11 protein-coding genes are annotated in these 12,741 nt (G+C 76.0%); 7 read left to right on the forward strand and 4 right to left on the reverse strand.

What is annotated here, in order from left to right; translation table 11 throughout:
• Positions 1–731: 731 nt before the first annotated feature.
• Both ACZ63H_RS13665 and ACZ63H_RS13670 read right to left on the reverse strand, forming a co-directional pair.
• Positions 732–1,418: a gamma-glutamyl-gamma-aminobutyrate hydrolase family protein gene (locus tag ACZ63H_RS13665; RefSeq protein WP_469864522.1), complete on the reverse strand. Its 687-nt coding sequence runs from the start codon at positions 1,416–1,418 to the stop codon at positions 732–734.
• A gap of 110 nt (positions 1,419–1,528) precedes the next feature.
• Positions 1,529–2,266 (reverse strand): FadR/GntR family transcriptional regulator, encoded by a 738-nt coding sequence (locus tag ACZ63H_RS13670; RefSeq protein WP_469864524.1) that lies wholly within the window; start codon positions 2,264–2,266, stop codon positions 1,529–1,531.
• A 95-nt stretch (positions 2,267–2,361) separates the two neighbouring features.
• Between ACZ63H_RS13670 and ACZ63H_RS13675 the strand changes: the two genes are divergently transcribed.
• From ACZ63H_RS13675 to ACZ63H_RS13685, 3 genes are read left to right on the forward strand one after another with little or no spacing between them, the layout of a single operon-like run.
• Entirely contained in the window at positions 2,362–3,720 is a 1,359-nt protein-coding gene (locus ACZ63H_RS13675) for a glutamine synthetase family protein (protein WP_469864526.1), read from the forward strand.
• Positions 3,721–3,731: 11 nt separating this feature from the next.
• The gene (locus tag ACZ63H_RS13680) at positions 3,732–5,105 is read left to right on the forward strand and encodes an aldehyde dehydrogenase family protein (protein WP_469864528.1); all 1,374 of its coding nucleotides are present in this window, start codon (positions 3,732–3,734) and stop codon (positions 5,103–5,105) included.
• Entirely contained in the window at positions 5,102–5,884 is a 783-nt protein-coding gene (locus ACZ63H_RS13685) for a 3-oxoacyl-ACP reductase (RefSeq protein WP_469864530.1), read from the forward strand. The genes ACZ63H_RS13680 and ACZ63H_RS13685 overlap by 4 nt, the downstream gene beginning before the upstream one ends.
• A 6-nt stretch (positions 5,885–5,890) precedes the next feature.
• Here the strand turns inward: ACZ63H_RS13685 and ACZ63H_RS13690 are convergent, their stop codons facing one another.
• Entirely contained in the window at positions 5,891–7,093 is a 1,203-nt protein-coding gene (locus ACZ63H_RS13690; RefSeq protein WP_469864532.1) for an amino acid deaminase/aldolase, read from the reverse strand.
• 1,310 nt (positions 7,094–8,403) lie between these two features.
• Between ACZ63H_RS13690 and ACZ63H_RS13695 the strand changes: the two genes are divergently transcribed.
• The 3 genes from ACZ63H_RS13695 (at position 8,404) to ACZ63H_RS13705 (ending at position 11,312) form a co-directional block, all read left to right on the forward strand.
• Positions 8,404–9,153, forward strand: coding sequence for a hypothetical protein (locus ACZ63H_RS13695; RefSeq protein ID WP_469864534.1), 750 nt, complete (start codon positions 8,404–8,406; stop codon positions 9,151–9,153).
• Positions 9,150–10,331, forward strand: coding sequence for a type VII secretion-associated serine protease mycosin (gene mycP / locus ACZ63H_RS13700; RefSeq protein ID WP_469864536.1), 1,182 nt, complete (start codon positions 9,150–9,152; stop codon positions 10,329–10,331). The genes ACZ63H_RS13695 and mycP overlap by 4 nt, the downstream gene beginning before the upstream one ends.
• Positions 10,332–10,571: 240 nt before the next feature.
• The gene (locus ACZ63H_RS13705) at positions 10,572–11,312 is read left to right on the forward strand and encodes an SseB family protein (protein WP_469864538.1); all 741 of its coding nucleotides are present in this window, start codon (positions 10,572–10,574) and stop codon (positions 11,310–11,312) included.
• Positions 11,313–11,326: 14 nt separating this feature from the next.
• Here the strand turns inward: ACZ63H_RS13705 and ACZ63H_RS13710 are convergent, their stop codons facing one another.
• Complete coding sequence (locus ACZ63H_RS13710) at positions 11,327–11,683, reverse strand: DUF1844 domain-containing protein (RefSeq protein WP_467935787.1); 357 nt, start codon at positions 11,681–11,683, stop codon at positions 11,327–11,329.
• Between the two features lie 400 nt (positions 11,684–12,083).
• Between ACZ63H_RS13710 and infC the strand changes: the two genes are divergently transcribed.
• Positions 12,084–12,722 carry a translation initiation factor IF-3 gene (gene infC / locus ACZ63H_RS13715; protein WP_106981816.1) on the forward strand — a complete coding sequence of 213 codons (639 nt, stop codon included), beginning with the start codon at positions 12,084–12,086 and terminating at the stop codon, positions 12,720–12,722.
• The last annotated feature ends 19 nt before the right edge of the window (positions 12,723–12,741 follow it).

A 12,741-nucleotide genomic window follows, 5' to 3' on the forward strand; every position in this document is an offset into this window, starting at 1 on the left:
CCGCGTCGGCAACCGGCGGTGGTGCCTGGAGGGCCGCGGGGAGCCGCGCGCCCGGTCCGGGGCTCCTGCGGCGGCGACGGCGGTGCGCCCGGAGGGTCGCGTGGGGCGGTGCGCCCGGCCACGTCGCACCCGCGTCGGCAACCGGCGGTGGTGCCTGGAGGGCCGCGGGGAGCCGCGCGCCCGGTCCGGCGCTCCCGCGGCGGCGACGGCGGTGCGCCCGGAGGGTCGCGTGGGGCGGTGTGCTCGGCCACGTCGCACCCGCGTCGGCAACCGGCGGTGGTGCCTGGAGGGCCGCGGGGAGCCGCGCGCCCGGTCCGGGGCTCCTGCGGCGGCGACGGCGGTGCGCCCGGAGGGGCGCGTGGGGTTGCGTGCTCGGCTGCGACGCACCCGCGTCGGCAAACGGCGGCGCGCCCGGCCCCGACGCACCCGCGGCGACGACGACGGCGCGCCCCCGCAGGGCTGCATGAGGCCGCGTGCTCGGCTGCGACGCACCCGCGCCGATAGCCGTCGGCGATGCGCCCCGAGGGACGCCGGGAGCCGCGCGCCCGGCCACGGCCATCCGGGCCCGGCCCACCACGTCAACCCCACCACCCCGCGCCCCGGCACACGACGACAGGCCCCACGACGTGACCCCGCGCCCCCGGCCCGGCAGGTCGCGCGAAACCACCGGCCGGTCCCGGGCAACGCCCCGTGCGTCCCGTGCGCCCAGGGCGACGGCGCCCCCGCCCGGCTCAGGACGCGGCTGTGATCAGGGCGCGCACGACCCGCAGGTCCTCGCCCTGCTCGGGGTGCCACTGCACGCCGAGCACCCAGCCCCGGTCCGCGGGCAGCTCCACGGCCTCCACGGTGCCGTCCGCCGCGTAGGCCGACGGCACCAGCCCGGCGCCGAGCCGCTCCACCGCCTGGTGGTGGTGCGTCGGCACGGTCAGCTCCTCCGGGACGATCCCGCCGTACAGCGTCCCCGGTACCGGCTTCACCGGGTGCCCGCCGAACACGCCGACCGTCTCCACGTGCCCGTCCAGGTGCTGGACCAGCGTGCCGCCCAGGGCGACGTTCAGCAGCTGCATGCCCCGGCAGATGCCGAGCAGGGGCAGGCCCGCCGCCAGCGCGGCCTCGATCAGCGCCAGCTCCCAGGCGTCCCGTTCGGGTGCGGGCGGCCCGGTGTGCGGGGAGCGCTCGGCGCCGTACCGGGCCGGGTCGACGTCCGGGCCGCCCGCGATGACCAGTCCGTCCAGCCGGGCCACCGCCGCGGCGGCCCGCTCCGGCGCGTCCGGCGGCAGCAGGAACGCCAGCCCGCCGGCCCGCTGCACCAGCCGCGGATACGCGACCGGCACCAGCGCCGCCTCCAGCTCCCACACCCCCCAGCGCGCGCCGGACTCCAGATACGTGCTCACGCCGATCAGCGGCCGTGCCGTCATGCTGCCCTCCCCGGGAACCCGGCGGTCCTCGTCCCCACGGTGCTCTGTCGCGGCGCCCGCTTCAAGAGCGCCTCCTGCAAAGGTTGCCATTCGAACCTTTGTCTACCCGTTCAGGCCAGGAAACCCCGCAGCAGGGCCGCCGTGCCCGCGCAGTGCTCGCGCATCATCTCCCGGGCCCCGTCCGCGTCCCCCTCCAGCACCGCCTCCACCAGCGCGGTGTGCTGCCGCTGGGAGTGCTCCAGGTTGCGCACCAGCAGCGGGATGCAGTCCAGCAGGTCGTTGACCGCGGCCCGGACCGCCGCGTACCGCGCGGCCAGCGACGGCGAGCCGCACAGCTCGGCCAGCGTCAGGTGGAGCAGCGTGTCGGCCCGCCGGTAGTCCGCGAGCGGGGCCTCGTGGGTGCCCTCCAGCGCCTGCCGCAGCCGCGCCGCGCGCTCCCCGTCCAGCCCGTGCGCCGCGCACAGCCCGGCCGCGCCCACCTCCAGCACCTCCCGGAAGCGCAGCACGTCCTCGAGGTCCACCCCCGCCACCCGGCGGCGCAGCTCGTCCTCGCCGCCCGCGTCCGGGCGCGGCAGCACGAACGTCCCGCCGTACCGCCCGCGCCGCGCCCGCACCAGCCCCTGGTCCTGGAGCACCTTCAGCACCTCGCGCAGCGTCACCCGGCTGATCCCGAGCCGCTCCGCCAGCTCCCGCTCGGCCGGCAGCCGCCCGCCGCCGGGCACCAGGCCCAGCCGGACGACCTGGAGTATCTGCTCCAGCGCCTCCTCGAAGCCGTTGCCCGCCCGCACCGGCCGCAGCACCGAGGCGAGCCGGTCCTCGGGCCCGCCCGGCCCCCCGTCCCGCGCCATGCGCAGCGCCCCCTTCCCAACCATTGGTCCTCGGCAATACCTTATGGCTCCCGGCTCGGCCGAGAAAGCGCGATGGCGCCGAAGGAGGCTCTCCCGTGGCAGACCGCACCGCCCCGCTCAGCGTCGAGGAGCTGCACGTCCTCGTCGCGAGCGGCGAGATCGACACCGTCGTCCTGGCCTTCCCCGACATGCAGGGAAGGCTCCAGGGAAAGCGGTTCGCCGCCCGCTTCTTCCTCGACGAGGTCCTGCACCACGGCGCCGAGGGCTGCGACTACCTGCTCGCGGTCGACCCCGAGATGAACACCGTCGACGGCTACGCGATGTCCTCCTGGGAGCGCGGCTACGGCGACTTCGCCATGCGCCCCGACCCCGCCACGCTGCGCCGCGTCCCCTGGCACCCCGGCACCGCCCTGCTCCTCGCCGACCTCGCCCGGGACGACGGCAGCCCGGTCACCGTCGCGCCCCGCCAGATCCTGCGCCGCCAGCTGGAGCGGCTCGCCGCCCTCGGCTACACCGCCCAGGTCGGCACCGAGCTGGAGTTCATCGTCTTCAAGGACAGCTACGAAGCGGCCTGGGACGCGGGCTACCGCGGCCTGACCCCCGCCAACCAGTACAACGTCGACTACTCCATCCTCGGCACCGGCCGCGTCGAACCCCTGCTGCGCCGGCTGCGCAACGACATGGCCGGCGCCGGCCTCACCGTGGAGTCCGCCAAGGGCGAGTGCAACCCCGGCCAGCACGAGATCGCCTTCCGCTACACCGAGGCCCTGCGCACCTGCGACCAGCACGCCCTGTACAAGACCGGCGCCAAGGAGATCGCCGCCCAGGAGGGCGTGTCGCTCACCTTCATGGCCAAGTACAACGACCGCGAGGGCAACTCCTGCCACATCCACCTCTCGCTCGCCGACGCCGACGGCCGCAACGCCATGGCGGGACCCGACGGCATGTCCGACCTGATGCGGCACTTCCTCGCCGGACAGCTCGCCGCCCTGCGCGACTTCAGCCTCCTGTACGCCCCGAACATCAACTCCTACAAGCGGTTCCAACCCGGCTCCTTCGCGCCCACCGCCGTCGCCTGGGGCCACGACAACCGCACCTGCGCCCTGCGCGTGGTCGGCCACGGCCGCTCCCTGCGCTTCGAGAACCGCCTCCCCGGCGGTGACGTCAACCCCCACCTCGCCGTCGCCGGCCTGGTCGCGGCCGGGCTCCACGGCGTCGAGCGGGAACTCGAACTGCCCGAGCCCTGCGCCGGGAACGCCTACACCGCCGGGTACGAGCACGTCCCGTCCACCCTGCGGGAGGCCGCCGAGCTGTGGGAGAACAGCGAGATCGCCCGGGCCGCCTTCGGCGACGAGGTGGTCGCGCACTACCGCAACATGGCGCGCGTCGAACTGGACGCCTTCGACGCCGCGGTCACCGACTGGGAGCTGCGCCGCTCCTTCGAACGCCTGTGAAAGGTCGCCCCGTGTCCGATCCGAACGAGCTGACCGTCCTCAACCCCGCCACCGAGGAGACCGTCGCCACCGTCCCCGCCGCGAGCGAGGAGGACGTCGCCGCCGCCGTCGCACGGGCCGTACGGGCCCAGCGGGCCTGGGCCGCCCTCGCCCCCGCCGACCGGGCCCGGCTGCTGCGCCGCTTCGCGGACGTGGTCGACGCCCACACCGAGGAACTCGCCCGGCTGGAGGTCCGCGAGGCCGGCCACACCCTCGGCAACGCCCGCTGGGAGGCCGGCAACGCCCGCGACCTGCTGCTGTACGCGGCCGGCGGCGCCGAACGCCTGCTCGGCAGCCAGATCCCGGCGCCCGGCGGCTGGGACGTCACCTTCCACGAACCCCTGGGCGTGGTCGGCGTGATCGCCCCCTGGAACTTCCCCATGCCGATCGCCGCCTGGGGCTCCTTCCCGGCGCTCGCCGCGGGCAACACGGTCGTCCTCAAGCCCGCCGAGACCACCCCGCTCACCGCGCTCCGCCTCGCCGACCTGGCCCTGGAGGCGGGCCTGCCCGAACACGCCTTCCAGGTCCTGCCCGGCTACGGCACCACCGCCGGCCGCGCCCTGGTGGACCACCCGGACATCGCCAAGATCGTGTTCACCGGCTCCACCCCCACCGGACGCGAGGTCATGGAGCGCTGCGCCCGCCGGGTCAAACCCGTCACCCTCGAACTCGGCGGCAAGAGCCCCAGCATCGTCTTCGCAGACGCCGACCTCACCGCCGCCCTCGACCCCTTCTCCTTCCTCGACAACGCCGGCCAGGACTGCTGCGCCCGCACCCGAGTCCTGGTCCAGCGGAGCGTGCTGGAGGAGGCCCTGGACCTGCTCGCCGACGCGCTGGCCGCCGTGGTCGTCGGCGACCCGGCCGACGAGAAGACGCAGATGGGCCCGCTGATCTCGGCACGGCAACGGGAACGCGTACGGTCCTACGTCCCCGACGGCGCCCCGGCCCTGCGCGGCAGCGCCCCCGACGGCCCCGGCTTCTGGTTCCCGCCGACCGTGCTCACCGGCGAGCGGCACGACAGCCGGGCGGCCCGCGAGGAGATCTTCGGACCCGTCGCCGTCCTGCTGCCCTTCACCGACGAGCAGGACGCCGTCCGCCTCGCCAACGACACCCCCTACGGCCTGTCCGGGTCGATCTGGACCCGGGACGTGGGCCGCGCCCTGCGCGTCTCCCGGGCCGTCCGCGCGGGCAACCTGTCCGTGAACTCCCACTCCAGCGTCCGCTACTGGACCCCGTTCGGCGGCTTCAAGCAGTCCGGCCTCGGCCGCGAACTCGGCCCCGACGCCCTGACCTCCTTCACCGAGACCAAGAACGTCTTCATCAGCACGGAGGGCCCCGCACTGTGACCGACACCCCTGTCTGCCGCCGCCTGGTCGGCCGTACCGCCGTCGTGACCGGAGCCGGCAGCGGCATCGGACTCGCCACCGCCCGCCGTCTCGCCGCCGAGGGCGCCCACGTCGTCTGCGCGGACGTCGACCAGACCCGCGGCAAGGCCGCCGCCGACGAGACCGGCGGACTCTTCGTCCCCACCGACGTCACCGACCCCGGGCAGGTCGAGGCGCTGTTCGAGGCGGCGTACGACACCTACGGCAGCGTGGACATCGCCTTCAACAACGCCGGCATCTCCCCGCCCGACGACGACTCCATCCTGGAAACCGGCCTGGAGGCGTGGAAGCGCGTCCAGGAGGTCAACCTCACCTCCGTGTACCTGTGCTGCAAGGCCGCCATCCCCTACATGCGGCGCCAGGGCAGGGGCTCCATCATCAACACCGCGTCCTTCGTGGCCCGGATGGGCGCCGCCACCTCGCAGATCTCCTACACCGCGTCCAAGGGCGGGGTCCTCGCCATGTCCCGCGAACTGGGCGTGCAGTTCGCCCGCGAGGGCATCCGGGTGAACGCGCTGTGCCCCGGCCCGGTCAACACCCCGCTGCTCCAGGAGCTGTTCGCCAAGGACCCCGAGCGCGCCGCACGCCGCCTGGTGCACATCCCAGCCGGCCGGTTCGCCGAGGCCGAGGAGATCGCCGCCGCCGTCGCCTTCCTCGCCAGCGACGACTCCTCCTTCGTCAACGCCACCGACTTCCTGGTGGACGGCGGTCTCACCGGCGCCTACGTCACCCCCCTGTAGGGGGCCTCACAGGAACGCGTGCCCCTCGCCCCGGTAGGTCGGCACGGTCGCGGTCACCGCGTCGCCCTCGATCAGGTGCAGGGCCTCGAACCGCTCGCACAGCTCGCCCGCCTTGGCGTGCCGGAACCACACCTTGTCGCCGATGAGCAGGTCGTCGGCGGGCGAGCCGAGCAGCGGGGTCTGCACCTCCCCGGGGCCCTCCTGCGGGTCGTAGCGCAGCCCCTCGGGCAGATACGGCACCGGCAGCCGGTCCGGCCCGGCGACGCCGGAGGCCGGATAGCCGCCGCCCAGCACCGTGACCACGCCGACGCCGGGCCGCCGCACCACCGGCTGCGCGAACAGGGCGGCCGGGCGGCCGGTGAAGGAGGTGTAGTTGTCGAACAGGCGCGGCACGTACAGCCCCGAACCGGCGGCGATCTCGGTGACCGCGTCCTCCGCCGCGGTGTGCTGTACGCTGCCGGTGCCGCCGCCGTTCACGAACTCCAGGTCCGGGACGACGGCCCGCACCGCCCGGACGACCGCCGCGCGCCGCTCGGCCAGCTCGCGCCGGGCCGCGGCCTGCATCAGCCGGATCGCCCGGGACCGCACCGGCCGGCCCGCGACCGCGTCCCCGACCCCGGCGACGTGCCCCTCGTACGCCATAATCCCCACCAGCCGGAAGCCCGGCCGCCGGGCCACCGAGCGGGCCAGTTCGGCGAGTTGGGCGGGGGAGCGCAGCGGCGAGCGCCGGGCGCCGATCCGCACCCGCCCGCCGAGCAGCCTCAGCGAGGTGTCCAACTCCAGGCAGACCCGCACGACTTCCCGCCCGCCGTCACGGGCGGCGTCGATGAGATCCAGGTGCGCCGGGTCGTCGACCATCACGGTGACGGCGCCGGCGAGCTTGGGATCGGCGGCCAGCTCGGCGAACCCGGCCCGGTCGGCGGACGGATAGGCCAGCAGGACGTCATCGAACCCCGACCGCGCGAGCCACAGCGACTCGGCCAGGGTGAACGACATGACGCCCCGGAACCCCTCCCGGGCCAGCACCCGTTCCAGCAGGGCCCGGCAGCGCACCGACTTGCTGGCGACCCGCACGGGCTTGCCCCCGGCCCGGCGCAGCAGGTCGTCCGCGTTGGCGTCGAACGCGTCCAGGTCCACGATCGCGAGAGGGGCGTCGAGATGGGCGGTGGCCCGGTCGTAACGGGCCCTGGCGGCGGCAGGCGCAGTCATGGCGGAAGCCTGCCAGAGAGGATTACCGCAGGGTAGGGGGACGTTCCGGGCAGATGCCCCGGGCGCGCGGACCGGTTCCGTCCCGGCCCCCGACAAGCCGTAGAGTGACGCGCACGTACGGCGGACCGCGCCCGGCGCACCAGGTGAACCGGGATGCCCGCCCGGCCGTACGGGTATGCGTGCCCGGGAGGAATCCTGCGCGCCGGGCGCGGCCGGGCGACGGACGGCCCGTGGACGAGGAGACGGCCCGGGCACGAGGAAACGGGGGGTGCATGAGCACGGAGGCGCGGCACACCCCCGTACCGCCCACCGCGGCCCCGCCCCGCCCCGCCGGCGCCCCGGCCCCGCTCCCGGCCGACGACCCCGACGACGAGCCGTCGGTCTTCACCCCGCGCGCCGTACGGCCCCCGCGCCCCCCGGCGGTGCCCGAGCCCCCCGACCCGGTGAGCCCGCCCCCGCCCCCGGCGTCGGCGCGCTTTCCCGACGTGCCGCCGAGTGTGGCCGGGAGCGGCGCCCGGTCCCGGCCGGGTGCGGCTCCCGCCTCCCGGCACCCGGTCGCGGCTCCGGTGGACCCGGCCGGATCCGGCGGGGTATCCCGGCAGGGTGTGCCTGACGGGGCTCCTCCGGCGTCGGCGCGCTTTCCCGACGTGCCGCCGAGCGTGGCCGGGAGCGCCGCCCGGCCCCGGCCGGGTGCGGCTCCCGCCCCTGTGGCCGGTCAGGGGCACCCGGCCGCGGCTCCGGCCGGATCCGGTGGGGCATCCCGGCAGGGTGTCCCTGACGGGGCTCCTCCGGCGTCGGCGCGCTTTCCCGACGTGCCGCCGAGTGTGGCCGGGAGCGGCGCCCGGTCCCGGCCGGGTGCGGCTCCCGCCTCCCGGCACCCGGTCGCGGCTCCGGTGGACCCGGCCGGATCCGGCGGGGTATCCCGGCAGGGTGTCCCTGACGGGGCTCCTCCGGCGTCGGCGCGCTTTCCCGACGTGCCGCCGAGTGTGGCCGGGAGCGCCGCCCGGTCCCGGCCCGGTGCGGCTCCCGCCTCCCTGGCCCGTCAGGGGCACCCGGCCGGACCCGGTGGGGCGTCCCGGCAGGGTGCGCCGACCGAGGTGCCGGCCGAGACGACCACGCGGCTGCGGCCCGTTCCCCCCGCCTCCGGTGCCGGGCCGGCCGCCGGGCAGCCGGGGGCCGGGGCCCGCACCTGGGACCCGCCGGCGGCCGGCGGGAGCGGCCCGGGCCGCCTCCGGAGCGCCGCGCCGGCCGGCCGGCCCGTCGTGTCGTTCGCGGAACCGGAACTGTCCGGCGCGCGCACGCGCCCCCGCGTGGGGCCGCGGACCGCCGCGGCCGCCACCTGTCTCGTGCTCGGACTCGGCCTCGTCGGCGGCGCCGCCGTCGGGAGCCGGCTCACCGGGGGCGGCGGGGACGACGCCGCCCGCACCGCCTACAGCACCGCCGGCGCGCTGTGGCACAGCGTGCCCGTGGACCGGCTCTTCCCGCCCACCGTCCAGGGCACCGGCGCCGGTCCCGGCGGAGCCGACCGCACCTGGACCCGGATCGCCGTGGCCCCGGACGGCGGCTGCGCCCACGCCTTCGACCCGCTGCTGGCCCGGGCGCTCGCCCCGGCCGGCTGCCGGCGGCTGCTGCGCGCCACCTACACCGACGCCACCCAGAGCCACGTCACCACCGTCGGCCTGCTGTTCACCACGGCCGACCCCGCCGCCATGGCCGCGCTCGCCGCCCGCTTCCGCGACGAGCGCCTGGACCGGCGCGCCGACCTGATGCCCCGGCCGTACGCCGCCGCCGGCACGGCCGCCGCCGGCTTCGGCGACCGGCAGCGCGCCTCCTGGACCCTCTCCGTCCTCACCGACGCCCCCGTCGTGGCCTACGCCGTCTCCGGCTGGGCCGACGGCCGGGTCGTCGACGCGCCCCAGCCCGCCGCCGACGCCGTCCGGGCCGGCGCCGCCACCGCACCGGCCCAGGCCGGCCTCGGCAACGAGGCCAAGGGCCTGGCCGACCGCATCGAACGACGGCTGCGCAAGACCGTCGGCACGGCCACGGAGAAGCCCGCATGACCCGATCGACCGGCGGCCGGCCGAGGGCCCTCGCCACCGCGGCGAGCCTGCTGCTCACCGGCTCCCTCGCCCTGCTGCCCGCCGCCCCGGCCCACGCCGACGGCCTGCGCGCCCAGCAGTGGGCGCTGTCCGCGCTCCACCTGGACGAGGCGTGGCAGACCACCAAGGGCCGGGGCGTCACCGTCGCCGTCCTGGACACCGGCGTGGAGGCCGACCATCCCGACCTCACCGGGAACGTCCTGCCCGCCAAGGACATGATCGGCTTCGGCGCCGGGCCCGGCGACCGCCTCTGGGCCCGGCACGGCACCGCCATGGCCGGCATCATCGCCGGGCACGGCCACGGCCCCGGCGCCGGGGACGGCGTCCTCGGCGTGGCCCCCGAGGCGCGGATCCTGCCGGTCCGCGTGATCCTGGAGGACGGCGACCCGGCCCGCGCCAAGGCCCGCACCACCCGCGGCACCGCCCTCGCCGACGGCATCCGGTGGGCCGCCGACCACGGCGCCGACGTCATCAACCTCTCCCTCGGCGACGACTCCAGCTCGGCCCACCCCGAACCCGGCGAGGACGAGGCCGTGCAGTACGCCCTCGGCAAGGGCGTCGTCGTCGTCGCCTCCGCGGGCAACGGCGGCGACAAGGGCGACCACGTCTCCTACCCCGCCGCCTACCCGGGCGTCATCGCCGCCACCGCCGTGGACGAGTACGGCGTCCGCGCCGCCTTCTCCACCCGCCGCTGGTACGCGGCCGTCAGCGCGCCCGGCGTAGACGTCGTCATCGCCGACCCCGACCACAAGTACTACGCGGGCTGGGGCACCAGCGCCGCCTCCGCCTTCGTCTCCGGGGCGGCGGCCCTGATCCGCTCCGTCCACCCGGAGCTGGCCCCCGCCCAGATCAAGAAGCTGCTGGAGGACACCGCGCGGGACGCCCCGGCCGGCGGCCGCGACGACTCCCGGGGCTTCGGCATGATCGACCCGGCGGCCGCCCTGAAGTCCGCGGACCGCCTGCGGCCGCGCCACCTGCGCGCCGCGTCCTACGGCGAGGAGTACTTCGGCCCCGGCCCGGACGCCCCGAGGCCCGGCCCCGGCACCGCCGACTGGGCCGCCCCGCTGGCCGGCGGCGCGGGCGCGGTGCTCCTGGTGGCCGGGGTGATCCTGTGGCGCACCCGCGGGCGGCCGCTGTGAGGCCCCGCCACCCGGCGCCGCACCCGATCTCCGGGTAGCGCGCCGAAGCGCCCCCGCGCAGGCCGTCCGGCGCCGGGCCGGCCGCGCGGCGGGAGGCCGGGGAAGGCCCGCACCGTGGCCGGGACGGCCGCCACCGCACGGTCCGCGGGTACCCGTGCCGAGGTCCGGCGGCAGCGCTCCCGTCCGCCGCCACCGGCCCGGCGGCCTCCCCCCGCACGGTCCGCTATAGGGTCGGTGACCGTGGCGAACAAGAACATTCCCGACCCCGGCTTCTCCGACGACGACGGCTCCGCCGATCCCCGGCTGAGCGCCGCGCTCGCCGCCTGGGCCGAGGACCGCGACGCCCTCGGGCCCGTCCTGGAGGCGCTCCGGGGCGCCCGCCTGCTGGTCCCCGTCGTCGCCGTGCTCGGCGAGGTCGAGGAGGACGAGAACGGGCTGCGCCGCGAGAAGACCAGCGACATGGCCGTACCCACCCTGAAGGCCGGCGACCGCACCGCGCTGCCCGCCTTCACCTCCACCGACTCCCTCGCCCGCTGGGACCCCGGGGCCCGCCCGGTCGCCGTGCCCCTGCACCAGGCGCTCCAGGCCGCCGCGCACGAGAAGGCCGACACGATCGTGCTGGACCTCGCCGGGCCCGTGCCGTTCGAGCTGACCGGCCCGGCGCTGCTCGCCCTCGCCGAGGGCCGCACCAGCACCGACCCGCTCGCCGACCCGGCCGTGGTGACGGCCGTCCGCACGGCGGTGGCGGCCGAGCCCGCCGTGCTGCGCGCCCACCTCGGGCCCGGGCGGGCCGACGGCACCCTCGCCCTCGTCCTGGACCCGGCCGTGCCGCCCGCCGAGGCCGCCCGCGCGGTCGCCGGGCGGCTCGCCGCCGACGAGACACTGCGGGCCCGCCTGGTGCGCGGCCTCGACCTGGCACTGCTGCCGGCCGGGACCACGCCTCCGGGCGAGCCCTTGTACGTGAAGGAACAGACCCCGTAGGGAGAAGGGGCGGGTCAGCCGTAGACCGGGCCGGTGTACTTCTCGCCCGGCCCCTGGCCCGGCTCGTCCGGGACGACCGACGCCTCGCGGAACGCCAGCTGGAGGGACTTCAGCCCGTCGCGCAGCGGGGCCGCGTGGAAGGAGCTGACCTCGGTCGTGCTCGCGTCCAGCAGGCCGGCGAGCGCGGTGATCAGCTTGCGGGCCTCGTCCAGGTCCTTGAACTTCTCGCCCTCCTCGCTCAGCCCGAGCTTCACGGCAGCGGCGCTCATCAGGTTGACGGCGACCGTCACGATCACCTCGACGGCGGGGACCTCGGCGATGTCCCGGGTCATCGCGTCGAAGTCGGGGGACTCAGGAGGGGTGTCACTCATGCCCCACACGATAGGCCCCGGCGGGCGCGCCCCGGCCCGGGGGAGCCCGCCCCGCACGGCCCGTGCGCACGGTTTGGCACCCTCTGTGTCAACCCTGTAGTCTGGGGGAAACGACCGGCCGGACACCTGCGTGTTCGGCCCACAAGTGGAGGCTCCGATCTCCCACCTGCTCCGTCCCCCGGGACGGCGGGTCCGGTCAGGCGACCGCCATCGTTCCGTACGGGCGATGGAGTCGCCCGAAAGCGCGCCCCGCGACATCGCGGCGGTGCTCCGGAAGTGTTGGAGCCCCGCATGTGATCGTCCGGGGCATTTTTGTTGCTTCGGCGCGGTTAGGTCTAACGAACACAGACGTTACGCGGCTGTCCGCCAGACCGTCGCGTGGTGCTACCGAGGAGGATCCATCAGCGCCGAGCCCCGCATCAACGACCGGATTCGCGTTCCCGAGGTGCGACTTGTCGGTCCCAGTGGCGAGCAGGTCGGCATCGTGCCGCTCGCGAAGGCACTGGAGCTTGCGCAGGAGTACGACCTGGACCTGGTCGAGGTCGCGGCGAACGCCCGTCCGCCCGTGTGCAAGCTCATGGACTACGGGAAGTTCAAGTACGAGTCGGCCATGAAGGCCCGTGAGGCGCGCAAGAACCAGGCGCACACGGTCATCAAGGAGATGAAGCTCCGGCCGAAGATCGACCCGCACGACTATGACACCAAGAAGGGTCACGTCGTCCGGTTCCTCAAGCAGGGCGACAAGGTCAAGATCACGATCATGTTCCGTGGCCGTGAGCAGTCCCGCCCCGAGCTGGGCTACCGACTGCTGCAGCGGCTCGCGGAGGACGTCCAGGACCTCGGTTTCGTGGAGTCGAACCCGAAGCAGGACGGCCGCAACATGATCATGGTCCTCGGTCCGCACAAGAAGAAGACCGAGGCGATGGCCGAGGCCCGTCAGGCGCAGGAGGCCCGCAAGGCCGACGCGAAGGCGAACCCCGGCAAGTCGCAGAACCCTGCCGAGGCCGAGGCGCCGTCCGAGGAGCCGGCCGAGGCGTGATCCCCGGGGGATGTGCATC

This window comes from Streptomyces sp. NPDC104831 (genome assembly GCF_055583025.1).